Here is a 25,206-nt window from a genome sequence, read left to right as displayed (position 1 = left end):
ATTACCAGTCGCGGAGGTCGCTTTGGCGCCCTCGGCGGGATTGATCGATAAATGGGAGAAGAGTTTCTTTGCCTTGAAGCGAGTCGAGTAGCGCGGCTGCTTCTTCTGGACTCATACCTTCGACGGGTTCACTGATCGTGCCGCTGGCTGCGCCTGGAGCTTCTGGGCTGGTCTGGTCTTCGCTTGGTTCAGGCATGCCGCTTGGTTGCTGGGATTCGGAGGTGGCTTCGTTTTCCTCAGCGGGTTGCGGAATGTCGTCGACGGGGTCCTGAGTGGATTCTTGTGTCTCACTTTCAGAGGCACTGTTTTGAGAATGGTCGTCTTCGCTTTCGGCTCCGTTTTGTGCTTGCTGTTGTTCTTCGGAGCTTTGATCCCCCGATTCCCCTTGTTCATTTTGCTGCGACTGATCCCCTTGTTGGTCTTGCTTGGAGTCTTCCGATTGTTCGCCTTTGTTTTGTTCCTGTTCGTCGCCTTGCTGTGATTCGTTTTGGTTTTGTTCCTGATTTTGATCCGAGTTTTGGTTCTCTGGAGATTGCTCGTTTTGTTGGTCGGAGTTGTCGGAGTCCTGGGATTGATCTTGTTGCTGTGGATCCTGTTTTTTTTGTTCTTCGATTAATTTCTCAATTACTTCGCGAACTGCTGTCACTTTCTCCAGGTCTTGTTGAATGGACGTGTCGTTGGGATCGATTTCTTGGGCTGACTTGTAAAGCGCTTCCGCCTTTTGGATTTGTTCGAGGGCCGTTTGTGGATCGCCTGTTTCGTAGCTGCCACGGCCTTGTTGGTAAGTGGCGTAGCCAAGGTTGTAGAGGGCATCACGTTGTAGTGTAAAATCGTCGGACTGAGCGATTGCGGCTTCGTAGCCTTGGATGGCAGTTTCGTAGTCGCCTGAACTGAGTGCTTCGTAGGCGGCGTTATAGCTGCTGCGGGCGTCGTTTGGCAATGTTGTTTCTGATAGGGCTTGAGCCTCGTCGGTGGGCTCGGATTGCGCTTGGGACTCTGTTGGGCTAGCAACAAATACGGCGAGTAATAGTAAGCTCGCGTGGATGGCTGCGCTGCGTCGGCGACGTATGAGGATTTCCAATACGAGTAAGCATATCGCAGTGGAGAGGGCCCATTGGAAGCGTTCAATGTGTATCTCTTGTAGTTCGGATTCGCGCTCTTCGCGTGGTAGTGTTGCGATTACGGAACGGTAGAGTTGATCCAGCGATGCGTTACTGAGGCGACTGTAGCTGCCGCCGGTGGCTTTTGCGATTTGTTGTAAGGTGCTCTCGTCGAGTTGGCTACGTACGGGTTGACCTTCTGCGTCGCGAACAAATTCTTCGATGCCTTGGGAATTGCGGATTTTTAGGTATTCGCCTTCGGGGGTGCCGATACCAATGGCGAAAATTTGGATGCCATCTTCGCGGGCAGCTGTGGCTGCTTGGCTTGCGTGTCCACCCAGATCTTCGCCGTCGGTTAGCAGGACGACGACTTTAACATTGCTCTCCGTGGGGAAGGCTTCGGCGGCTTCTTTGATGGCATTACCTAAATCACTTCCACCGCTGGTCATAATGGATGGGTCGACTGCGTCGAGACTTTCGCGGAAGGCGGAATAGTCGAGGGTGGGTGGAGTTTGTAGAAAGGCTTGTCCTGCAAAGGCGACGAGGCCAATGCGGTCACTTTCGAGGCGTTCGACTAAATCGATGATGGCGAGTTTCGCTCGATCGAGGCGAGTGGGGCGCAGATCGGTAGCGAGCATACTTTTGGAACTGTCGAGCACGAATACGATGTCGAGGCCGCGGGCCTTGCGCTCAGACCACTCGACTCCAAACTGGGGGCGAGCAAGGGCGACCCCAATCGCGACGACTGCTAATAGAATACATGCTGCTTTGATCCAGGTTCGGCTTAGACTGGCTTGTTCGGTGAGTTGCTCCAATAGACGGCCCGCTGCAAAGCGGCTGAGTAGTGCGTCGCGGCGTCGAAAACCGTACGTTAACATACCGCCGAATATGAGGAGTAGGATCGGTATGAGGGTGAGCCAGACTGGTTCTTGGAAACTCATGGCAGGCGGCGGTAGCGTGTGTTACGAAGGAGTTGTTCTAGTGCGAGGAGTAGCAGACCGAGGCTGGCAGGCCATACGAACAGTTCGGTGAATGTGGCGTAGGAGCGCAGCTCGATTTCGGTGGTTTCCAGTTGGTCAATTTCGTCGTAGATTCGTTCCAGGTCTCCATCTTCAGTTGCGTTGAAAAAGCGTCCCCCCGTGAGCTCTGCGATTTGGGTGAGTTCTGTTTCATCGTAGTTGGATATGTCGCTGCGTCCACGATAGACGGGGGCCCCTTTGTTGTCTCGGACGATGCGGCCGTTGCGATCCGTTTCAGGGATCGGAACGCGGCCTTTTTTACCAGTTGCGATGGTGTAGATTTTCACTCCCATGGTCTTGGCGACTTCCGCGGCGGCGATTGGCGAAAGCGTGCCTGCATTGTTTTCACCATCAGTTAAAAGAATGATGATGCGGCTGCGTGCTTCGTGATCGCGCAAGCGATTGGCGCTGGCGCCGAGCGCGGTGCCGATGGCGGTGCCGCCGCCGTCGATTTCGCCGAGTTCGAGGCGTCTCAGGTTGCGCTTGAGCCAATCGTGGTTGAGGGTGAGTGGGCTGACTACGTATGCGTTGGCTGCGAAGGCTACCAGACCGATGCGATCGTATGTGCGCTTGTCAATAAAGCTGTCGACCACGCGCTTGGCGGCGTCGAGGCGGGTAACGATGTCGTCACGAGTGGAGAGGTCGAGTGCCCGCATTGAGCCTGAGAGGTCAAGTGTCACGACGATGTCAATGCCTTCGGCTTCGGTGCTATCGTTCATTCGGCCGATTTGCGGACGAGCGAGTGCGGTGATCAATGTGCCCAAAGCCAACAGCCGTAGGCCGAATAAAAACTTTCCTGGGCGGCTATGGCGATTCTGGCTAATGTTTTTGACCAAAGCGGTGCTGGAAAAACGAATCGCGGCTTCCGGCCCCATGCGTCCAGCCCACCATGCCAAAATCGGTAGCAGTAGAAGTAGAAAGAAAAATGCGGGGTCGTCGAACTGGAAGAAAGTCATTTGTGTGTTCCTTCCTCTTGAGTGATGGTATGCGCTTGTTCGATTAGTTGACGCACCGTAGTCGAGATATGAATACGCACTTCCTGACTCACTGGTTTTTGTGCGAATTTTATTTGATCAAACTGGGTAAGCGTCTCGGCGAGTGTGTCCTGAAAGTTTTGATCCAAGTGAGGGTTGCCTTTCAAGTTGTGCAGGAATTCTTGGCTGGTTCGTGCGCGACTGTGCAAGTGTAGGGCATCTTCCAGGTAGCGGCGGAGGGCTTGGGAACAGAGGATGGCGAATCGTTCGTCGTCGTTGTCGGTGAGTTGTTCGGCCGTTTCTAGTTCGGCTAGTGCTACTTGGTAGGGCGGTGTGGGTGTGCTTGTCTTGCGTCGATTTCGTAATATTTGCCAAGTGAGGATCGCTAAAAAGAAGATTGTCGCGAGGATCGCCAGTGTGATTTGCCACGGTTCGTAGCTTGGGATTTCGATCGGTCCACGTACGCGCTCAAACGTTGGTCCCTCTGGGAGGGCCGGTAGTTTGGGGGCGCTTGCTGGCAATTGAGCGAGAAACATAAGAGGGGAGATCGATTGCCTAATGTCGGCTGGCACGGCGGGCGAATAGTTGGCGGAGGGCGGGGAGGTAGGGCTCATCTGTGCGGGCTTCTACCCAGTCGAGGCCCTTTTTGCGCATGCCTAGTTTGAAGTTTTCATGTCGCTGTCGAGCGTGTTCGCGGTAGCGCTCGCGCACGTGACGACTACTGGTGTCAACTTCAACCATTTCACCAGTCTCCGCGTCCTCAAGAGTAATGAGACCCACCTGGGGGAGTTCATATTCACGCGGATCGCTCAGTGCGATGCTGACTAAGTCGTGGCGTTGATGGGTGAGTGCCAGGGTGGTGAAAAGTGGGCGATCTTGTGGGGGGGCGGTCTCATTTTCTAAAAAATCGGAAATGAGGAAGACGACGCACTTGCGGTGCTGCACTCGGTTGAGGTAGTCGAGGGCGGCTTTGTGGTTCGTGCCTTTACCCTTGGCTTGGTAGAAGAGTAGTTCTCGGATGACGCGAAGTATATGGCGCCGTCCTTTTTTGGGTGGAAGGTAGTGTTCGACTTCGTCGGTATAGATTAAGAGGCCGACTTTGTCATTATTTTGGGAGGCTGAGAATGCGATGACGCTGGCGATTTCGGCGGCACGTTCGCGCTTACTTTGATCGACCGAGCCGAAAATACCGGAGGCGCTCAAGTCGACCAAGAGCATTAAGGTGAGTTCTCGTTCTTCGCGAAAGACTTTGACAAAAGGGCGATCCATTTTAGCCGAGACATTCCAGTCGATTGTGCGCACGTCATCGCCGATCGCGTATTCGCGCACTTCTTCGAAATCCATGCCACGGCCTTTGAAAGAGCTATAGTAAGCTCCAGTCACCGAGTCGGTGACTAGACGCCGCGTGCGGATTTCTAGGCGACGGACTTTTTTGATGATGTCGGATGGAGTCACTATGGATGGGGGATGAGTGATGACTGATCAGTGATTTAGGCTTAAGGCACGGGGACGGCGTCGAAAATGGAGCTGACGAGATCTTCGCTTGTAATTTCCTCGGCTTCTGCCTCGTAGGATGGGATTACGCGGTGTCGCAATACGTCCATGCCGATCTCCTTGATATCTTGAGGGATGACGTATGCGCGACCTTGCATAAGGGCCCAAGCCTTTGCGGCTAGTGTGAGGCTGATGGTGGCGCGAGGGCTGGCTCCGAATTGGATGTATTGGCCGAGTTTGAGATTGTATGTGGCTGGATCACGCGTGGCGAGAATGAGGTCGACGATGTAGTCGCGAATCTTTGGGTCGACATAGACTTCGTTGACCAGGGTGCGTGCTTCACTGATTGCCGTGAGGGTTGTGACCGCGTTGACATTTAAATTGGGTGCGGTGGAGGACATGCGATCCAGGATGGCCCGTTCGTCAGCTTTGCTCGGATAGCCGACTTTGAGCTTGAGCATGAAGCGGTCCACCTGAGCTTCTGGAAGTGGGTAAGTGCCTTCTTGGTCGATCGGGTTTTCTGTGGCTAATACAAGAAATGGCTCTGGCAATGGGTAGGTTTCATCGCCGATAGTGACTTGATGCTCCTGCATCGCTTCGAGTAGGGCGCTCTGCACCTTGGCTGGGGCGCGGTTGATTTCGTCAGCCAAAATTAAGTTTGCAAAAATGGGGCCTTTGCGAGTGTGAAAAGTGTTTTCTTTCGGACTGTAGATGAGTGTGCCAATGATGTCGGCTGGTAGCAGGTCTGGTGTGAACTGGATTCGTTTGAAATCGGCTGCAGTCGCTGTCGCGAGTGTACGAATACTTAAGGTCTTGGCCAGACCGGGCACACCTTCCAGTAATACGTGTCCATTGGCGAGTAAACCCACCAGTAGCCGATCCACTAAGTAGTGCTGACCGACGATGACGCGTCCGATTTCTTCGCGCAGTGTAGGAATCCATTGGATTGCCGATTTGAGTTTATCTTCTATAGGTGCGTGTGAATCTTGGCTCATTTAACTAGTAGTCTTTTTTTTGCAGAAACGTTTTCGAGGTATAAACTGACAAAGGAGAAAACGAGAGGTTTCATTGCAATCAGAATATTGCATTGTTTCGCTCAATGTGTCTAATTGTCTCACATGCCAGCAACTATATTAATTGTCGATGATGAGAAAAACACCCGTGAAGGTCTCGCTCTAGCACTCGAGGAGGAGTATGAAGTCTATATGGCTTCGGGCGCGGAGGAAGCATTTAACCTGATGGATGCGGAGGTTTTTGATGTAGTTTTGACCGACCTTAGAATGGCGGGAAAGTCAGGGCTTAAGGTGATCGATCGAGCGATTGCACTGCCCAATCGCCCCATTTGTATCATGATGACGGCTTACGGCAGTGTGGAAACTGCGGTCGAAGCGATGCGGCGTGGTGCATTCGACTTTCTGACGAAGCCCGTGAGTCTGGAGAAGCTGGAAATTTTAATTAAGCGTGCGTTGCAAAGCCGTCATATCGAGGAGGAAAACGTTGTTTTGCATGAGCGCTTGGATAAGAAATACAGTTTTGACGGCATCGTGGGGAATTCGCCTGGGCTCACTGATGTGCTGGATAAGGTCAAACTCGTCGCTCCCTCTAAGGCGACCGTCCTATTGGAAGGAGAAACCGGTACGGGTAAGGAGCTGATCGCTCAAGCCATTCACCAGAATAGTCAACGTGCACGGCAGGCTTTCGTGCCGATACACTGTGCCGCGCTCGCTGCAAATTTGCTGGAGAGCGAGCTTTTTGGGCATGAAAAGGGAGCTTATACGGGAGCGACCGAGCGGAGAATCGGGCGTTTTGAAGCGGCAGATGGCGGCACACTTTTTCTGGATGAAATCGGTGAAATCGATGCCTCTACTCAGGTCAAACTGCTCCGTTTTCTTGAAACCCGAAGCTTTGAGCGGCTAGGCAGCTCCAAGTCTGTGAGTGTGGACGTGCGTCTGGTTTGCGCGACAAATCGTAATCTTGCCGAAATGGCCAAGCGGGGAGAATTTAGAGAAGACTTGTTGTACCGGCTCAATGTCGTCACTATTCATTTGCCGCCATTGCGCGAGCGACAGGAAGACCTGCCGGTATTGCTCAATCACTATATCGATTATTTTGCCGAGGAAAACGAATTGGAGCCGCCGGAGCTGAGCGAGGGAGCGCTGCGCCTGCTGCGTGCATATCGTTGGCCGGGGAATATTCGTGAGTTGCGTAATTTTTGTGAAAACACGGTGGTGCTCAAGCGTGGCAACCAAGTGACGGAGTATGACCTCGACCCCAAATACCACAACCAAGCTGTAGCGGTGGCGATGGAGACGCCCACACTTTCCAGCAGTCCGACCTTAAGTAAGGAGGAGAATGAGAAACGCTTGCTTCGAAATGCACTAATCAAGGCTAACGGAAATCGTACTCACGCCGCCGAACTGATGGGAATTAGCCGCCGTACCTTGCATCGAAAGCTGATACAGTGGCCAGAACTTGATGTGCATAAATAAGCACTCCGCTTATAGTTTGACTCTCTATGAGTAGCATTCACAAAGGAGGCATAGTTTCTTATACAAACCATAGATATTTTAACGACGATTGACCATGAATTTTGGCAAAACGCTTCTATTACTACCCCTGACACTGCTTGCTTCTGTGCAGGCTGAAGAAATTCGTATCGCTGCATCCGATTTGCTCGCTGAGTATATTGAAGCACCACTTGAAGCCTACGGCAGCGAGTATGATATGACATTTGCGATTAATAGCATCGGTAGCCTGCCGGCGCTCGACCGCTTGCGCTCAGATGAGATTGATTTGGCCATTGTTGCAGTGCCTGAAGGCACAGAAGTGCCACGTGAGGAGTTCAGCATATATCCTTTCGCTTACGATGTCGCGGTTGTCGCGGTCAATGAAAGTAATCCTATCGATGAGATTAGTCTTTCGCACTTAGGCGGTATCTTTGGTGCCAACGAAGAATTTAACTTCAATACCTGGGGAGAATTGGGACTTTCCGGCTGGGGCAGTCGTAATATCAAACCGCTTGCGGGGACAAGTGAAGAGAGTATCGCACTGGAATTGTTTAAATACTCCGTTTTCAAAGGAGGCGCCATGAAGCCCAGTGTGGCTATGGTGAAGGATACAGAAATTGAGGATCTATTGCGTTCTGATGCTGCCTCGATTGCCATTCTATCTCGCATGCCAACGAAGAGTGGCGTCAAGGTGTTAATGGTATCGTCTGGCTCCGATTCTGATGCGCCTGCATTTGGCCCTTCGGATGACAATGTGCATTATGGAGACTATCCCATTCGGCTCTCGTTTTATATCGCATATAACAAGCGGGATGCTGAAAAGCTGCGCAAAGTGATCCGTGAATTATTTGATGATGAAGTGGCTGAGAGCCTCCGTTCGAATGATCTGATTGCGCTTCCTGACACGGTCCGTCGTAAGCTTTTAATTGATCTGGATCTGGAATAATTGGGCTTAAAAAGTTTTTTTGATTTTTTTCTAAAAACGCATTGACATAAGGAGTTTGTTATAGATTCTACCGACTTCTTCAACAAAAAGTGAGTGTAGCTCAGTTGGTAGAGCACTACCTTGCCAAGGTAGATGTCGAGAGTTCGAACCTCTTCACTCACTCCATTTTCTTAAAGGCCTCCGATCACTTCGGAGGCCTTTTTTATGCTCTACAGCCTATGAAATGCGGGGGCTGTGCATTGGAAGGGGAGGGCCGCAAGTAGTCGCGCCCGCATTGTTCTGGCTGCTGTGGAGCGGCGGGCATCACTATCTGCAGCTCTGCCTATGACCAATGCATCCATGCGCTAAGAGCTCTATTCAGGAAAAGCTGATAAGAGCTCTGTGGTGTCGTGGGTCGGCGAAGCCGTTTCGACCGACAGTGGTAGCGCTGCCACAACTCGAAATCGCTTCGCGAGTCCGGAATTTAACGAAAATCATACGTTAACCTCCCAGCAAAATTCTGAGCTACGCTCTAAGTTGGCGCTCGTATATGGCAAACGACCTGGGACGGTAGAGCTGAACTCGACAGCGTGTCTGCTGAGCGCTTTGCCTATTGGCGAAGGCATGTTTAAGCCGCCATTAAGGACTGAGCGCTCAATGTACGAGGTGTTTAGGCCTTTCGTACAAAAGGTGGAATTTTTGCTACCAGCTTTATATCTGGGCGTGGAGGGATTATCCTTCCAAGGGCAGATCAATCACCTGCCAGGGGAGGCCGCGCAGGTTGAGCTCTTCCATGAAGGGATCGGGATCGCGTTGCTCCATGTTCCAAACGCCGGGCTCTTGCCACAGGCCTTTTAAGATCATTTGTGCGCCGATCATCGCAGGCACGCCGGTGGTGTAGCTGATCGCTTGGCTGGATACCTCTTGGTAGCACTCTTGGTGATCGCAGGTGTTGTAAATGAAGACGCGTTTCTTTTGGCCGTCTTTGATGCCGACGATGTCGCAACCGATGCAAGTCTTGCCCTTGGTGCGGGGGCCGAGGCTGGCTGGGTCGGGCAGCACGGCTTTGAGGAATTCGATGGGCTTGATCTGCTGGCCTTGGAAATCAATTGGCTCGATCGAGGTCATGCCGACGTTTTCCAACACCCGTAGGTGCGTGAGGTACTTTTGTGAGAAAGTCATCCAGAAACGAATGCGCTTGAGGCCCTTAATGTTCTGGCACAGCGATTCCATCTCTTCGTGGTAGAGCAGGTAGGCATCTTGTTCGCCGACGACGGGGAAGTCGTAGACCTGGTGCACGCTCATGGGCTCGACCTCCTTCCACTCGCCTTCTTCCCAGTAGCGGCCGTTGGCGGTGATCTCGCGGATGTTGATCTCGGGGTTGAAGTTGGTGGCAAAGTGGTAGCCGTGATCGCCTGCGTTGGCGTCGAGGATGTCGATGGTCTCGATCTCGTCGAAGAGGTGTTTTTGTGCGTAGGCGCAGAAGACATTGGTCACGCCGGGATCGAAGCCGGAGCCGAGTAGGGCGGTGAGCCCTGCTTCTTTGAAACGGTCCTGGTAGGCCCACTGCCACTTGTATTCGAACTTGGCTTCGTCCAAGGGCTCGTAGTTGGCGGTGTCCATGTAGTGCACGCCAGCTGCGAGGCAGGCGTCCATGAGTGTCAGGTCTTGATAGGGCAGCGCGACATTGATCAGTAGCTCTGGCTTTTCGGCCTGGAGGAAAGTGGTGGTCTCGGCGACGTTGTCGGCATCGATGGCGGCGGTGCGAATGGTGACGCCCGTCTTGGCGAGCACATCGGCTGCGATGGCATCGCATTTAGAGACTGTGCGCGAAGCGAGCACGATTTCGGTGAAAATATCTGTGAGTTGGGCGCATTTTTGCGCAACTACATTACCTACACCCCCGGCACCGATGATAATAACTTTAGACATGCGCGTACATAAGTCTTAGTGCTGCGTATTCTTCAAGTTTATTTCGCATTGGATGGACACTTGCTTAGAGCGTTTCTCAAAAGTCTTTGCGCTTATACTACAACATAAGAATTTAGAATATGCTTAACGGCTTAAGCCGTTACTCTTACCTTTGACTGTGTATCCTTAGGTATGAGTGAGCGCTTCAGCGCTTTGGGGCATGAGGCGGTTTATTTAGATTTCTTCATTTCATAATACGATTTACGTCATTACTTTTTAGAAACGCTCTAGGCGAGCGGCGGGGCTGCTTATCTGAGTGACAGGCGAGGCGCCTGTCTTACGCTGGCTTCGTGATTTGCATTCGTGGGAATACTGGCTAGCTTGGGGGCTCTTAGGTTTTATGAATATGAATCTTAAATTCCGCAGTGTCGGCCCTGTGGTCCTTCTTCTTTTGTTGGCCGGTGCACTCTTTTCTTTTGCTATGCCTGATAATAATACTCCTCCCGCAACGACTGATGTGAATGTCAACGAATGTGCGTCGGCCTGCGGCCTACCTTCGCATGTGGATTTGACCAGCGGTGAGTATCCGGTGCAACGCACGGAGGCAGAGTGGAAGGAGCGCCTGACGGATCTGCAGTATCATGTCGCGCGTGAGCAGGGGACGGAGCGTCCTTTCCAAAATCCTTACAATTCGAATAAGCAAACCGGGCTCTACCGTTGCATCGGCTGCGATACGCCGCTGTTCAGTAGCACCGATAAGTTTGACTCCGGCACGGGCTGGCCGAGTTTTGTGCGTCCGATCGATGAGCGCACACTGGGCGAGACCCGCGATGTGAGCTACGGGATGGTGCGTGTCGAAGTGCACTGCAATGTCTGTGGCTCGCATCAGGGACACGTCTTTCCCGACGGGCCGAAGCCGACCGGACTGCGTTACTGCATCAATTCGGCCTCGCTGAGCTTTGAGGTCGCGGAGTCACCCGAAGCGGTGAAAGCGCTGGTTGAAGCGTGGTATCACGAGTAGTCCGAGTGAGGTTACCATTAAGCGCTGAAGCGCTCACTCTTACCACATTCTATGTAAGGTAAGAGTGACGGCTTTAGCCGTTTGTTTTCCAGAGTATTCTGCGATAAATTTGTCTAACTCTATCGGTTGGGATGGATCGTCGATTCGTTCAATTCTGATAGGCGAGCGCTCGGCGAACTTGCTCTCCTGTATGAGACTAAGTTCGCGCATGGCCTTCGATCTTAGGGCCTGCCTGGCAATGAACCATGCTCCATTGCCAGGCGGGGCGAAAAACCCGTGCTAGTAAACGTCGCGTAGGTAGCGCTTGTCGTCTTTAAGCTTTTTGACGTAGGCCTTGGCATCGTCTTCGCTGAGGCCACCTTCTTGTTGGAGGATGTCGTGCAGCGCAACGTCGACGTCGGTCGCCATGCGGCTGGCATCGCCGCAGACGTAGAAGTAAGCGCCTTTTTCCAGCCAAGCGTAGAGCTCTTTGCTGTTCTCGCGCATGCGGTCTTGCACGTAGACTTTTTCCTTTTGGTCGCGTGAGAAGGCCAGGTCGAGCTTAGTCAAAATGCCGTCGGCGAGGTAGTCCTGCCACTCGGTCTGATACAGGAAGTCGGTCAAGTAGTGTTGATCGCCGAAGAAGAGCCAGTTGTCGCCCTTGGCGCCGAGTTCCTTGCGCTCTTCGATGAAGGCGCGGAAGGGAGCGATGCCAGTGCCGGGGCCGACCATGATCATCGGCAGGTCGTTGTCGGCGGGCACCTTGAAGTGCTTGTTGGGGGTGACGAAGACGTCGGCCTTTTCGCCCTCAGCGATCCGTTCCGCCAAGTAGGTGGAGCAGACGCCCTTGCGGTTGCGGCCGTGAGCATCGTAGCGAACCACGCCGACAGTCAGGTGCACTTCGCCCGGGTGTGCCTTGGGGCTGGATGCGATCGAGTAGAGGCGTGGTGGTAGCTTGCGCATGATGCCGACGAGTGCATCGGCACTGATTTCCTTGGCAGGAAACTCGTGTAAGAGATCGATGATCTCGCGGCCGTAAATGTAGCTCTGTAGCTCTGACTTGTTGCTTGGATCTAGCAGCTCAGTGAGCTTCGGGTCCTTGGCGATCTCGTTGTAGCGCTTGATGACGGGCATCGAGAGGGAAGTGATGTCCAGCTGACTGGTGAGTGCTTCGCGCAGTGTGAATTCGCGCTCCTTAATTAGGACGGGGCCCTCGGGGTCGAGTCGGGCGGTCTGAATGAAGTCCTCGACCACATCTTCCGCATTGTGGGGAACCACGGCGAGTGCGTCGCCAGCCTGGTATTCGAGGCCGGAGCCTTCCAGGCTGAATTCGAGGTGGATGGTTTCCTTGGCCGAACCTTCGCCGTTGAGCATCACGCGTTCGTTGAGCTCGGCAGGGAAGGGGTTCTTGCGAGAGTATTTGATGGGGGCGGCCGGCTGGGCTGCCGGTGCTGGGGCGCTGGCTGGGGCGGCGGCTTTAAGCGCTTTAAGCGCCGCTTTGTGCCATTTGGCGAAGTCGTCGTCGTAGTCCACATCCGCGTCGACGCGGTCTGCGATTCGCTTGCCGCCCAGTGCTTCCAGGCGCGCGTCGAAGTCTTTGCCCATTTTGCAAAAGTCCTCGTAGCTGGTGTCGCCGAGGCCCATTACCGAGAAGCGGGTGTCGGCGAGCTTGGGCGCTTTATCGCTCATGAATGCTTCGTAGAAATCGGCTGCTGTTTCGGGGGGATCGCCCTCGCCCCAGGTGCTCACGATGACGAGCAAGTTTTGAATGTCTTTGAGCTTGCCGAGCTTGAGGTCGGCCATGTTGACCGCTTTGGATTTGAAGCCTGCTGCCTTGGCTGCTTTCACAGTCAGATCGGCCAAACTCTCGGAGTTGCCAGACTCGGTGCCATAGAGCACGGTCAGTTCTGGTGTGGCTACGGGGGCCGCAGCCGGTGCTACTGTGGCAGGCGTCGCGCTGCCACTTCCGGCGCGTAGGCCGCTGATGAAGCCCTCTATCCAGAGTAACTGGTCGGCTTGGAGGCCCTTGAGGAGGCTGTTCAACGAGGCGACTTGCTCAGGGGCAAGCGGCGCTGTTTGCGGAACGACTGGATCGGTGGTGCTCATATTTCTGCTTTTTGAAAAGCTGGTATGAAACCACGCATCGACCGAAATGCTAGACTTTTTCTGCTTTTTCGGTCTTTTCTTAGGTTTTTGAGTGACAAACCTAAGAAAAGAATCAGTTTACGAGTAGATTTCTTTTTCCCTGGCGGTGTTTCTACGTTTGCAACACTGAACGGGAGACACTTACTAAGAGGTTTATTATGATTTCTGACAGCCAATCAGCTCCGCAACTCCACAAAAATGAGGGTATCAAGACTCGCAGTAACTATCTGCGTGGCACGATCCTTGAAGGTCTGGCCGATGTATCCACGGGCTCCATTTCTGCTGATGACCAGCAGGTTTCCAAGTTCCATGGTATTTATCAGCAGGACGACCGCGATGTGCGCGCGAATCGCCGTAAGCATAAGCTGGACAAAGCCTACTCCTTTCTTGCTCGTATTTGCTTGCCGGGTGGCGTGTGCACGCCCGAACAGTGGATCGTGATGGATGACCTGGCGAATTATTGCGCTTTTAACACGCTTAAGATCACCACGCGTCAGGCTTTTCAATTGCACGGCATCTTGAAGGGGAACCTCAAGAATGTGATCAATTCTTGCAACGAGGTGGCGATGACGACCTTGGCCGCCTGTGGTGATGTGAATCGCAACGTAATGTGCAATCCCAACCCTTTTGCTTCCGAAGTGCATGCGGCGGTGCAGCAAGTGGCGCTCGAGGTGGATGCGCATTTGAAGCCGCAGACACCTGCATTTTCTGAAATGTGGTTGGACGGTAAGCCGATCCAGCTGACTGTGCCGCAGGCTGCGGAGCGCTCGCAGGACTGCAAGGGCGATGAGGTTGAGCCACTTTATGGGCCGACTTATTTGCCGCGTAAATTTAAGATCGCGATCGCGATTCCTCCATACAATGACGTCGACGTCTTTGCGCATTGCCTCGGGTTCATCGCGATTGTTGAAGATGGCAAACTGCTCGGTTTCAACGTCAGCGTAGGTGGTGGCATGGGCATGACTCATGGTAACGAAAAGACCTTCCCGCGCTTGGGGGAAGTCATCGCTTTCTGCACACCGGAGCAAGTTGTCGCTGTGGCCGAAAAGATCGTCACGATTCAGCGCGACCATGGTAACCGCGAAGACCGCGCCAACGCCCGTTTCAAATACACCGTGGAGCGCCTCGGTAAGGAGTGGATTCGCGAAGAGTTGGAAAACCGTCTCGGCTATAAGCTGGAAGAGGCTCGCGAATACAAATTTGTCAGTAATTGCGACCGCTATGGTTGGACTGAAGGTGCGGATGGCAAATGGCACCTCGGTCTCTTCATCGAAGGTGGGCGTGTCGTCGACCTCGCAGATAAGCCGCTTAAGACCGGCTTGCTGGAGATCGCGAAAGTGCACAAGGGCGAATTCCGCCTGACTGCCAATCAGAATTTGATCATCAGCAACGTCGCGGCCGAAGACAAGGCGACCATCGATGCGATGGTCGAGCAATACGGTCTGGATGGCTACAAGAGCGCGTCCGGCATGCGTCGCAGTCAGATTGCCTGTGTGGCGCTGCCCACTTGCGGTCTCGCGCTGGCAGAGTCGGAGCGTTATTTGCCGACACTGGTTTCCGACTTGGAAGTGATCCTCGAAGAAGCGGGTCTGCAAAACGACGAGATCGTGATTCGCTCCACCGGTTGCCCCAATGGTTGTGGTCGCCCGTATTTGGGTGAGATCGGCCTCGTGGGCAAGGTGCCTGGTAAATACAACCTTTACCTCGGTGCCGGTTTCGACGGTGAGCGTTTAAATAAGCTCTACCGCACATCCGTCACCCACCAGCAGATCATCGATGAGCTCAAGCCGATCCTACTTGCATACGCCAAAGAGCGCGAAGAGGGCGAACGCTTCGGCGATTTCACCATCCGCAAGGGCTATGTTCAAGCGACCACTGCCGGCAACAACTTCCACGCCAACATCGGCGCGGAGGCCTAGTTAGTTCGCTGTTTGCTAAATTTGCGGATGAGCACATTTCGATGCGCTTCGGCAGCTAGTAGATTGCTGTCGAAGCGCAATCGCGCTCGCTCTTATCTTTGGATGGGGAGTTAGCAGATTGTTTGAGAGGATCCTAGAAGCTCTTGACAGTCTTTCTAATCTTAAGTTAATTCGACATTGAATTGAACGGTCGGAGATTATGCTGACAGTAATTGTTCCGCTACAGCTTGTGTGTGTGCGGTGTTAGCTGGGGGATTTCACCTTGAGGGCGTTGTGATTCAAAGAGAATTTTAAGAAATAGTTATGAGAATAGAAGACTTTGGTTTTTGTGCGCTTGGGCAGCTTGCTTCTAAGTGTAGCGTCGATATTAATTCCTCCCGCCTAGGCATTGGCTTTGAAACGCTTGATCGTGACATGTGGGACGTCAATCAAGCGTGGCCAGTCTTGAATGAGCTCGGGGTGAAGTGGGCGAGAGTGCAGAGTGGTTGGGCGAAGACCGAGCGCGAGCGAGGGATTTATGACTTTAAATGGCTTGATGAAATTGTCGACAACTTGCTGAAGCGTGGAGTGCAACCATGGTTGAGCGTGAGTTATGGTAATTCCCTATACACGGCTGATGCGACACCGGATGGGGCGGGCTTTCCGCCTATTTACACGGAGCTTGAAAGGCAGGCCTGGATTAATTATGTAAAGGCATTGGCATTGCACTATAAGGATCGTGTGACGCATTTCGAAATTTGGAACGAGCCGGATTGCAGTGGCTTTTTTAAGCCCCAGGTCGATCCAGTTTTGTATGCCGACCTTGTACGACTCACGGTGCCTGCGATCAAGGCAGTGCATGCCGATTCTGTGATTATTGGGGGGGCGTTCGGCTCTGCGATGAATCCAGGTGGTTTGGCATTTTTAGAGACCTGCTTTGAGCACGGGATGGCAGAATTCTGTGATATTATTAGTTATCATGGCTACAAGTTTTTACCTGAACAGTATATTGAGCAGGAGTTTCCTGCGTTTATCGCTTTATTGAAGAAGTATAAGCCATCGTTGGGGTATTGGCAGGGCGAGACCGGTTGTCCTTCGAAGAACCCCCCGGGCAACACTATGGCGCTCAACGAGATGAAGGTGAGTGAAGCTATTCAGGTAAAGTGGTTGTTGCGCCGCGTCCTGTTAGAGCTAGGCTTGGATGCTCAAATGATTAACTATTTTACCATGGGTGACTTTGGTAAGTATCTGCTGGGGGGAGATCTTGGTTTTTCTTCACACAAAGGCCTACTTCGTTTGGAAGATGGTAGTCGCAAACCTGCTTATTTTGCACTGCAGACTTTGGCGAGTTTACTGCATGATCCGTTGGAAGTCGCGAATGGTCGAACTTCGTTTCGACTGCAAACCGGTGATGATGATCATGCGATCACTCGCGAGCAGGCTGCTGCGGCTTATCAGGTGAATCTGGTGCGTGGCGATGTGCCCGTTCATGCTTGGTGGTTACGCGAATCAGTGGAACAGGAGACGGAGTGGAAGAGTATTACTATGTATTACTGGCTGGAGCAGGGCTTGAAACTTGAAGATCCGGTATTAATCAATCCAGCGACTGGGGAGGTTTATCAGCTCGATCTGAAGCGTAACTATAATATGAATGAGTTTGCAAATCTCCCGATCTCGAACTCTCCGTTGTTATTGACGGATCGTTCGATCTTGGAAATTAGCTGACTAAACATTCGGCGACCTTGCATCGCGGTCTCATGAGTCCACCCATTTCTTGATTGTGCGCTGGTCGACCTGCAGACGTTCGGCGGCCTTTTTGTAGCTGCCGAGCTGTTGGTAGGCCTGCTTCGCATAGGCCTGCATCCATTCGGCCATGGTCATACTGCTGCGCTGATAGGCTTGGCTGATTTGCTGTGTGGGGCTCTGCGATGGCGGGCGCCTGACTGCTTGATACTCGTTGCGGACCACGATGTTGCGCACCGCTTGCTCGAGTTCGCGGAAGTTGCCGGGCCAGTCGTAATCGACTGGCACTTGGCTTTGCAGGGTGCTGACGATGCGTGGGCTGAGCTGCTCGGCCCCATCTGTGCCAAATAATTTGCGACAGATGTAGTGCACGGAGTTGTCCAGTTCTTCGGGGCGATCTTTCAGGATTTCATTTAAAGAGACGGTTTGCACTTGATCGCCGCAGAGGCGGTAAAAGAAGTCTTCGCGGAAGCGCCCAGCCTGCATCTCGGCATGTAGATCCTTGTGCGTCGCGGCTAGTATTTTACCCGAGTAGTGTTGTGTCTGATTGTCGCCCACGGCTTGGTATTCGCCGGATTGGAGCAGGCGCAGTAGTTTGACCTGTGTGGACTCGCTGACGTCGCCGATCTCATCCAAAAACACGGTGCCGTAGGCGCCTGCGCTAGCAAAGAGCCCCGCGCGGTCTTGGTTGGCACCGGTAAACGCGCCTTTGCGGTGTCCGAATAACTCCGACTCGATCAGCGTTTCTGACAGTGCGGATAGGTTGACGGGGTGAAAACTATCGGGGGCCGAGGCTTCGAATGTGCCTGCTTTGACTTGGTAGGGAATGAAGCGCGAGAGGCCAATCGCGCGTGCGACGATTTCTTTACCCGAGCCTGAGGGACCGAGGATCAGGGTGGGGAAGCGGCCGACGGCTTCATACATCCACTGTTGGTAACTCATCATGTCCTTGGTGAAGACGCTTTCCCACACTTGCATCCGTAGGCGCTGAATCGGCGTGCTGTCGCCGATGATCTCATGGTGAATGTGGTGAAAGGCGCGGCGCAATTGATAGAAACAGGCGAATAGGTGCTCGGGCTGATTCCAGATACGATCCGTCATGCCCTCGATCAGGCGGTGACGCTCCGCTACGCCTTGCTGGATCTTTGTGTAGACTTGTCGGTTTTGATGACTGTCGGCGGCTCGGTTGCGAATGAGTTGGTCGAGTGCGTTGGCGACCTCGTGGTAGAGCGCGAAAAAGGCAAAACAAGACGCACGATCTTTCCATGCCTCGGGCAGTGGCCGCGTCGCTAGCTGTTTCAAGAGCGCTTGTTCAGTGCTGCGTATCCATGGTAGCAGCTTGCGGAAGTTTGCAGACGCGAGCTGCAGTGGATGTGCCTCACCGTTAGGCGTGCCGAGCTGCTTGAGCATGCGCTCGATACGTTGCGCTCGCTCAGGACCGAAGGGGTTGTCGAAGGTGAGTTGACGGATCTCGGTGAGCACGTATTCAATTTGGGAACGAGTCATGTTACACAAAATGTAATCAAGCTATACGTATAATGTAACTATATTTTTGAGTGAAATTGATTTTATAATTTATATAATTTGTAATTCGTTGATCAGTAGGTGTTAGCGTGTTTTTGGGGATTCTTGGCATGGGAGTTGTTAAGTGATGTTTTGTTATGAAAAACAAAACACGAATATCTACAATACTCAGAGGCCGCGGCCTTTTCTCGGGATTGCTCTGTGCGGTCTCTAGCCTGTTGGCTGTTTCGCAATCATATGCGGCGGGCATCTTGACTCCGGTGAACTCCGCCGATCAGGCGGTCGAAATTCAGGATCACCATGTCGATGTGCGCATCACGGATGGCTTTGCTCGCACCTTGATTCAGCAGACTTTTAGTAATCCCAACCCGCACGAGGTGGAAGCGATTTACGCCTTTCCTGTGCCAGAGTCGGCCAGTCTTTCGGAGATCACGATTCACTCGGGCGAGACTGTGCTGGAGGGCGAAGTGATTGCGCGCGCCGAGGCTGAGCGGATCTACCAGGAGGAGAAGGCGCAAGGGAACGATGTCGGTCTCGGCTCGAAAGAAAGTTATCAACGCTATGAGTTTCGTGTCTTCCCGATTCGTCCCGGCGTGGAGACTCAGATCGAGGTGGTTTATTATCAGCCTTTAAAAATCGATCTTGGGGTCGGGCGCTATGTCTATCCGATCGAGGAGGGCGGCACCGATGAAGAGAGTGAATCGTTTTGGACGCGTAACGAGCGCGTGGCACGCTCTTTTTCGGCCGAGGTCTCGGTGCGTTCCAGCTACCCGCTGGATGACTTGCGCGTCAAAGGCTTTCCCGGCACTCCTGTGCAAGAGGACGCCAACCATTACACTTGGCGCTTCGACAGTCCGGGCGGCACGCTGAATCAGGATCTAGTGGTATATTATCGTTTGGCTCAAGACCTGCCAGGTCGTGTGGATTTGCTCAGTTACAAGCCCAGCGATGCCGAACCAGGTTACTTCATGTTGACGCTGACCCCCGGTGTGGATCTACAGCCGATCACCCAAGGCACGGACTATTTATTCATTCTCGATCTATCGGGCAGTATGAATGGTAAAATGGCCACGCTCACTTCTGGCGTGGAAAAAGCGCTCGGCAAATTGCGTCCTGAAGACCGTGTGCACGTCGTTACGTTCTCGGACAAGGCACGTAAACTCACGCGTGATTGGGTGACACTTTCATCGGACAATGCCGCTGGCCTGATTCAACAAGTGTCTGGGCTAACTGCGGGCGGCAGTACCAATCTCTACGACGGCCTGCGCCTCGGCTTGAAGCAAATTGATGACGACCGTCCGACCAGTGTGGTTTTGATTACCGACGCCGTGACGAATCAAGGCTCGCTCGATCCTGCGGACTTCCATGCCTTGCTCAAACAACATGATGTGCGTCTATTTGGCTTCTTGATGGGCAATAGTGCGAACTGGCCATTGATGCGTGCAATATGCGACGCCTCCGACGGTTTCTATTCCAGCGTTTCCAATGCCGATGACATCGTGGGTAAGGTCCTGGTCGCTAAAGAAAAGATCGCTTATGAGTCCTTGCTGGATGTCGACGTCAAGATCGACGGTGTCCGTACCAGCGAACTCACTAAGGACTTTAGCGGCAAAGTATTTCGCGGACAGCAACTCGTCACCTTTGGTCGTTACACACAAGGCGGTGAGGCTGAGTTGCGCTTGCAAGCTCGCAAAACCACTGGCGATTTGGATTACCAAACCCGCATTCAGTTTCTGGAGCAGAGCGTCGAGTATCCCGAACTCGAACGTCTGTGGGCCATGAGCCGGATTGAGCAGATCGAATTGCTACAAAGCATCGGAAAAGTTTCCGGGCAGGAGTCCAAAGAGAGCATTCGCGACCTCGGGGTGGCCTATCAATTGGTGACTGACGAGACTTCGATGATCGTGATGGCTGAAGAAGGCTTTCAACGCCATGGTATCGAGCGTAACAATCAAGAGCGTATCGAGCGCGAGCGAGTCGCACAATCCCAGCGCCAAACCAGTGTGAGCTCGACGCGTGTCGATAGCAAGCAACCCATGTTTAAAATGCCCGCTCCACGCATCGGCGGCGGTGGAGGCGGTGGCGGTGCCATGGGCTTGGAGGTGATTGGGATTATCGTATTCCTTGGAGCCGGCGCCTTATTGCGTCGTCGCTGAGTTTAGTTCTAACGTGCCCGCAGGGAGATTCTCTCCTTGCGGGTGCCTTCGGTGGGGAGAGCGTTTTGTTGGAGAATGTAGGACAGGCGCCCCGCCTGTCAGCAATGGGCAGATGGTAGAGGCAGACAAGTGTCTGTCTTAGGTCGTAAGCCAATCTATTGAACTTATTTAAATGATGGACTTCGAAATATTTAATACCATCCGACTGCGCGCTACGTTTTTAACGTCTTTTTATCTGTATGAAAAAGCATCCTATACTTTCTCCTTTCGCTCGAAAAAGTGACGCTTTGGGGTGGGTTCTCTGCCTCTTGGTTCCAGCCTTGGCGTTCTTCTTTTTGCAAGATGCAGACGGCTTGCGTCTGACATCAGAGAGCTTCACTGTTGGCGCATGGTATCAATTGTGGACGGGGCATTTACTGCATTTTACCTATGATCATTTTCTTTGGGACGCGGTGATGTTTGCTTTCCTGGCTTTACTATTGTGGCGCGAAGAGAGGTGGTGCTTGTGGGCTTGGCTCTTATTGGTCGCTCCCTTGCTTTCGATTTTATTGTTCTATTTGGATCCTACGCTCACAGAGTATCGCGGTTTGTCTGCCTTGGATAGTATGCTCTATGCCCGTGTCTGTTGGGGGCTCTGCCGCCTAGGCGAGCGCTGGCAGCGGGTGCTCTTTGCTTGGCTGCCTTTGCTCGGATTTTTGGGCAAAGTTCTCTTTGAGCTGCTCAGCGGGACCACACTGTTCGTGAGCGATCTCGGCCCCGGCGTGGTGCCCTTGCCCCTTGCGCATTTGCTTGGCTTCCTTGCTGGGAGCCTATGGGCCTGGGGGACTTACTCTGCGAAGGGGTAGTCGGTATAACCTTCCGCGCCGCCTGCGTAAAAGTGATCTGCGCGGGGCTCATTCAGTGCGAGGCCTTGCTCGAAGCGGTGCACTAAATCAGGGTTGGCTATAAACTGTTGGCCCCATGCGATGGCATCGGCTTCACCCTTTGCGAGAAGTGCTTCCGCTGTGGTTTGATCCAATTGTTGGTTGGCGATAAAGGCACCGCCAAAACGCTCTTTGAGCTTGGGGCCGAGTCGTGGCGCCTCTTGTGATTCGCGAGCAAAGATGAACGCGATGCCACGCGCTTTCATCGCATCGGCCACGTAGCCAAAAGTTGCTTCGGGATCGGAGTCGCCCATGTCGTGTGAATCGCAGCGTGGTGCAATGTGCAGGCCAACGCGATCTGCACCCCAAACAGAAATCGCAGCATCCACGGCTTCCAGCATCAAGCGCGCGCGATTTTCAGTTGGGCCACCGTATTCATCGGTCCGTTTGTTGGTGGAATCCTGTAAAAATTGATCCAATAGGTAGCCGTTGGCGCCGTGTAGTTCCACGCCATCGAAGCCGGCGAGTTGGGCATTTTCAGCGCCTTTGCGATAGGCTTCGACGATACCGGCAATCTCATCCAGTTCTAGGGCGCGCGGCGTTTCAAAGGCCTTGATCGGACGCACTAGGCTGACATGGCCCTCCGCGGCAATCGCGCTGGGGGCCACTGGAAGCGCCCCATCTAAATAGATCGGGTCCGAAATGCGGCCCACATGCCAGAGCTGTAAAACTATTGTTCCGCCCTTGGCGTGCACGGCCTCAGTGACCATCTTCCAGCCTGCGACTTGCTCGTCCGACCAGATACCCGGTGTGTCGGGGTAGCCGACCCCCATGGGGTCCACTGATGTGGCTTCACTTATAATTAATCCTGCGCTGGCGCGCTGTGCATAATACTCGGCCATCATCGCATTTGGCACGCGACCTTCGCTGGCGCGGCAGCGGGTGAGCGGTGCCATGATCATACGATTGCTTAATTCCCAAGCGCCGATTTGGATCGGGCTGAGGAGCTTGGATTCGGAGAGCTGGGCTGCTGTTGTCATAATTCTTCTTGTTCTAGTTTGATCGAACAAGTGAGCCTTTTATTTTGGAAGTCAATTAATAGTTCGCATTTTATCGAACAAAGGGCGTAGTCTGATTCGGATGAAAGCCTACACGCATCCAGACCTCGAACAAGTGTCACTCCCACAAGTGATGCAAGCGCTGTCAGATCCTTGTCGTATCTCCATCATGCAGGCTCTCATGGCGGAGGAGGAGCTCGCCTGTAATGCGCTACCGGTTACAGTGGCCAAGGCTACGTTATCGCATCATATGGCGGTGCTGCGCGATGCGGGCTTGATCTTGACTCGCGTGGAAGGCACTAAATGTCTTAATTCAGTGCGGATGGAGGCCTTCGAGGATTATTTCCCTGGCCTGCTGGACTTGTTGAAGGCCGCGTAATATGTGGGCGTTTTCGGCTGAGTTTCGCGCAGCTAGCTAGCTGATTTGTAACATTTGATTAGTTATGGGGTCCTTGTGTTTGACAGCATTAAAGTGGTTTATACCAGTAGATTGATTCAGATTTTTAAAATGAAACGAGGACACTAATTTGGCAGCACAGTCTTATATTCCCGGGGAGCGGAGTCAGAATCGATGGCAACTCGCTCTGGAGTGTGCCGAGGATGGCTTGTGGGATTGGAATGCCCTGACCAATGAGGCGTATTATTCACCGCAGTGGAAAGCGATGATTGGCTACGAGGATCATGAGTTGGAAAATCGTTTTAGTGAGTGGGAGAGTCGTATACATCCAGACGATTTGGCGATTACACTGGAGCGTTTACGTCGGCATGCGGAGGGCGAAACAGAGGCCTATGTGAATGAATATCGTTTGCGGCATAAAGATGGGAAATACCGTTGGATTCTGGGGCGCGGTAAAGTTGCTCAGAGAGATGAAAATGGGCGGCCAGTGCGCATTGTCGGCACGCATACAGATGTGACTGCCCGCAAAGAGATTGAAGAGGCTAAGTTGCATGCAGAAGAGCAGTTGTGGAGTGCTTTTGAGCACGCAGCCAGTGGTATGGCCTTGGTCTCTACGACGGGGGAATTTCTTAGGCTCAATGAGTCTTTTTCAAGAATCACCGGCTATTCCGGGCCCCAGTTGCTCTCGCTTACTTTTCAGGATATCACGCATCCTGAGGATTTGGACCGCGATGTTGGATATTTACATCAGATGGTTGCGGGGGAGATTAAATATTATGAGATGGAAAAGCGTTATTTCCATCAGGACGGGCACATCATCTGGGTTCATTTGGCCGTGTCTGGGGTCCCGAATGAGCATGGATTGCCGAAGTATTTTATCGCACAAATACGAGATATATGTGCACAAAAGCAATATGAAGTGGAGTTGCATGAGGCGCGCGAACGAGCGGAAGCTGCCGACCGGGCTAAGAGTAGCTTTCTTGCGATGATGAGTCACGAAATTCGCACACCGATGAATGCGATCATCGGATATGCCGACATCCTAGCGGATTCAGGCATTGATTCGGAGCAACGCAGCTTTCTTGAAACGATTACTAGTCACAGTGAGCTTTTGTTGAATTTAATTAACGATATTCTGGACTTTTCTAAAATTGAAGCCGGTGAGCTTACCGTGGAGACGCGTGCTTTCGATCTTCACAACTGTTTGCAGGAGACTGTGCATTTGTTGCGTCCGCGTGCGGATGAGAATCAGATTGATTTACGGGATAATTTTTCCAGTCAGCTGCCCCGAATCGTGCTTGGTGATGAATATCGCTTGCGGCAGATTCTGATTAACCTGTTGGGGAATGCGATTAAGTTTACTGATCGCGGAAATGTGACTTTAAAGGTTTGGCCGGATCGGGATTCCGGGCAAGTCGATCAGCTGGTTTGTGCTGTGAGTGATACGGGGATTGGTATCAGTGAGTTGCAGCAAGAAGAGCTCTTTCGCCCTTTTAGCCAAGCCGATAGTTCCACGACTCGCCGTTTTGGAGGCACGGGACTAGGACTGGCAATCTGTCGTAAATTAGTGGAGGCGATGGGGGGCGAAATCAGTGTCTCCAGCGAAGTCGGTAAGGGGAGCACTTTCACTTTTTACCTGCCGCTGAATGCGGTCGATTCGGAGCCGCTCGAGCCTAAGTATACTGCCGACCATCGAATAATGCAGGGGAGGCGTGTGCTTCTATTAGATGGTAAAGGTACGCTACGTAAGGTTTTGTCCTGTCAGCTTCGTCGTCTTGGGCTGATCGTCAGCGAGCACGCCAATATCGACAGCATACAGCAGGCGCAGGAAGAAGAGGGCAGTGATTTAATTATATACGGAATGGATCCTGATGATGTTGGCTTGGAGGTGTTGGACCCGCTACGCGATGCTGAGGGGCAGCTACCTGCACCTTTAATTTTGGTCAGCTCGTATGGTTGCCCCAGTGCTTGCTTGGACTTACCTGTTCGTATTTTGCAGAATCCGATCCGCCAATCTCAGCTGCTGGACGCTCTAATGGAAACTTTTGTTCAGCAGCCGCCTAGTGTGGTCGAGCGTGAACCTGATTTTGCTGAGCGACATCCAGGGCAGATACTCGTCGTCGAGGACAATTCTGCCAATCGGGATGTGCTCCTCCGGCAGTTGAGGAAGATGGGCTATGCGCCGGACTATGTGATCGACGGTGAGCGTTGTCTTGAAGCACTCCGCGCCAAGCACTACGACCTCGTTCTGATGGATCTGCAAATGCCACGTTTGAATGGATTGGATACCACCCAACGCATTCGTCAGGCCGAGGCGCAGTTGATGGCGCACGCACCTCTTAAAATACAGCCGCTTAAAATTGCGGCTGTCACTGCAGACGCGATCAAAGGCGATCGCGAACGCGCGTTGCAAGCGGGCATGGATGATTATATTTCAAAGCCCGTGCGTCCGCACAGTCTCAGAGAGCTCCTCCGGCGGATGTTATAAAGCT

The 25,206-nt window shown here is 52.9% G+C and carries 18 protein-coding genes and 1 tRNA gene; 10 read left to right on the top strand and 9 right to left on the bottom strand.

The genetic code is table 11. The features are described 5' to 3' along the window. Window position 1: 1 nt before the first annotated feature. From SH580_RS07135 to SH580_RS07115, 5 genes are read right to left on the bottom strand one after another with little or no spacing between them, the layout of a single operon-like run. On the bottom strand, window positions 2–2,041 hold the full coding sequence (locus tag SH580_RS07135; RefSeq protein ID WP_319834325.1) for a VWA domain-containing protein: 2,040 nt from the start codon (window positions 2,039–2,041) through the stop codon (window positions 2–4). Further along, window positions 2,038–3,075 carry a vWA domain-containing protein gene (locus SH580_RS07130; protein WP_319834324.1) on the bottom strand — a complete coding sequence of 346 codons (1,038 nt, stop codon included), beginning with the start codon at window positions 3,073–3,075 and terminating at the stop codon, window positions 2,038–2,040. The genes SH580_RS07135 and SH580_RS07130 overlap by 4 nt, the downstream gene beginning before the upstream one ends. Next, window positions 3,072–3,629: a DUF4381 family protein gene (locus SH580_RS07125; protein ID WP_319834323.1), complete on the bottom strand. Its 558-nt coding sequence runs from the start codon at window positions 3,627–3,629 to the stop codon at window positions 3,072–3,074. Before SH580_RS07125 ends, SH580_RS07130 begins: the two co-directional genes overlap by 4 nt. A 19-nt stretch (window positions 3,630–3,648) precedes the next feature. Next, a complete protein-coding gene (locus tag SH580_RS07120) occupies window positions 3,649–4,548 on the bottom strand; it encodes a DUF58 domain-containing protein (protein ID WP_319834322.1) in 900 nt (299 codons plus the stop codon). A 41-nt stretch (window positions 4,549–4,589) separates the two neighbouring features. Then, complete coding sequence (locus SH580_RS07115) at window positions 4,590–5,582, bottom strand: AAA family ATPase (protein WP_319834321.1); 993 nt, start codon at window positions 5,580–5,582, stop codon at window positions 4,590–4,592. 123 nt (window positions 5,583–5,705) lie between these two features. Between SH580_RS07115 and SH580_RS07110 the strand changes: the two genes are divergently transcribed. The 3 genes from SH580_RS07110 to SH580_RS07100 all read left to right on the top strand — a co-directional run bounded on the left by SH580_RS07110 (window position 5,706) and on the right by SH580_RS07100 (window position 8,205). After that, window positions 5,706–7,076 carry a sigma-54-dependent transcriptional regulator gene (locus tag SH580_RS07110; protein ID WP_319834320.1) on the top strand — a complete coding sequence of 457 codons (1,371 nt, stop codon included), beginning with the start codon at window positions 5,706–5,708 and terminating at the stop codon, window positions 7,074–7,076. Between the two features lie 94 nt (window positions 7,077–7,170). Further along, complete coding sequence (locus SH580_RS07105) at window positions 7,171–8,040, top strand: PstS family phosphate ABC transporter substrate-binding protein (protein WP_319834319.1); 870 nt, start codon at window positions 7,171–7,173, stop codon at window positions 8,038–8,040. A gap of 89 nt (window positions 8,041–8,129) precedes the next feature. Next, a tRNA-Gly gene (locus tag SH580_RS07100) sits at window positions 8,130–8,205 on the top strand. A gap of 546 nt (window positions 8,206–8,751) precedes the next feature. Here SH580_RS07100 and SH580_RS07095 read toward each other — a convergent pair. Continuing rightward, a complete protein-coding gene (locus SH580_RS07095; RefSeq protein WP_319834318.1) occupies window positions 8,752–9,951 on the bottom strand; it encodes a saccharopine dehydrogenase family protein in 1,200 nt (399 codons plus the stop codon). Between the two features lie 385 nt (window positions 9,952–10,336). Here SH580_RS07095 and msrB point away from each other — a divergent pair, with 385 nt between their 5' ends. After that, entirely contained in the window at window positions 10,337–10,951 is a 615-nt protein-coding gene (gene msrB / locus SH580_RS07090; RefSeq protein ID WP_319834317.1) for a peptide-methionine (R)-S-oxide reductase MsrB, read from the top strand. A 279-nt stretch (window positions 10,952–11,230) separates the two neighbouring features. Here the strand turns inward: msrB and SH580_RS07085 are convergent, their stop codons facing one another. Further along, on the bottom strand, window positions 11,231–13,036 hold the full coding sequence (locus SH580_RS07085; RefSeq protein ID WP_319834316.1) for an assimilatory sulfite reductase (NADPH) flavoprotein subunit: 1,806 nt from the start codon (window positions 13,034–13,036) through the stop codon (window positions 11,231–11,233). A gap of 197 nt (window positions 13,037–13,233) precedes the next feature. On the opposite strand from SH580_RS07085, the gene SH580_RS07080 reads away from it, so the two are divergent. Then, window positions 13,234–14,994, top strand: coding sequence for an NADPH-dependent assimilatory sulfite reductase hemoprotein subunit (locus tag SH580_RS07080; RefSeq protein WP_308948731.1), 1,761 nt, complete (start codon window positions 13,234–13,236; stop codon window positions 14,992–14,994). Between the two features lie 303 nt (window positions 14,995–15,297). Then, window positions 15,298–16,698 carry a GH39 family glycosyl hydrolase gene (locus tag SH580_RS07075; RefSeq protein ID WP_319834315.1) on the top strand — a complete coding sequence of 467 codons (1,401 nt, stop codon included), beginning with the start codon at window positions 15,298–15,300 and terminating at the stop codon, window positions 16,696–16,698. A 30-nt stretch (window positions 16,699–16,728) separates the two neighbouring features. On the opposite strand, the gene SH580_RS07070 is transcribed toward SH580_RS07075, so the two are convergent. Beyond that, entirely contained in the window at window positions 16,729–18,222 is a 1,494-nt protein-coding gene (locus SH580_RS07070; RefSeq protein WP_319834314.1) for a sigma-54-dependent transcriptional regulator, read from the bottom strand. A 155-nt stretch (window positions 18,223–18,377) separates the two neighbouring features. Between SH580_RS07070 and SH580_RS07065 the strand changes: the two genes are divergently transcribed. Next, entirely contained in the window at window positions 18,378–20,396 is a 2,019-nt protein-coding gene (locus SH580_RS07065; protein ID WP_319834313.1) for a VIT and vWA domain-containing protein, read from the top strand. Between the two features lie 239 nt (window positions 20,397–20,635). Continuing rightward, window positions 20,636–21,241 (top strand): rhomboid family protein, encoded by a 606-nt coding sequence (locus SH580_RS07060; RefSeq protein WP_319834312.1) that lies wholly within the window; start codon window positions 20,636–20,638, stop codon window positions 21,239–21,241. Here the strand turns inward: SH580_RS07060 and SH580_RS07055 are convergent. Continuing rightward, complete coding sequence (locus SH580_RS07055) at window positions 21,223–22,299, bottom strand: alkene reductase (RefSeq protein ID WP_319834311.1); 1,077 nt, start codon at window positions 22,297–22,299, stop codon at window positions 21,223–21,225. The genes SH580_RS07060 and SH580_RS07055 overlap by 19 nt on opposite strands. Before the next feature lie 100 nt (window positions 22,300–22,399). Between SH580_RS07055 and SH580_RS07050 the strand changes: the two genes are divergently transcribed. Together SH580_RS07050 and SH580_RS07045 are read left to right on the top strand one after the other, a co-directional pair. Beyond that, entirely contained in the window at window positions 22,400–22,696 is a 297-nt protein-coding gene (locus SH580_RS07050; protein ID WP_319834310.1) for an ArsR/SmtB family transcription factor, read from the top strand. A gap of 148 nt (window positions 22,697–22,844) precedes the next feature. After that, window positions 22,845–25,202 (top strand): PAS domain S-box protein, encoded by a 2,358-nt coding sequence (locus SH580_RS07045; protein ID WP_319834309.1) that lies wholly within the window; start codon window positions 22,845–22,847, stop codon window positions 25,200–25,202. Window positions 25,203–25,206 lie beyond the last annotated feature (4 nt).

This window comes from Coraliomargarita algicola (genome assembly GCF_033878955.1).
Classification (GTDB): domain Bacteria; phylum Verrucomicrobiota; class Verrucomicrobiia; order Opitutales; family Coraliomargaritaceae; genus Thalassobacterium; species Thalassobacterium algicola.
Note: the sequence above shows the minus strand (reverse complement) of the source record. Positions and strands in the feature narration are given on the sequence as shown.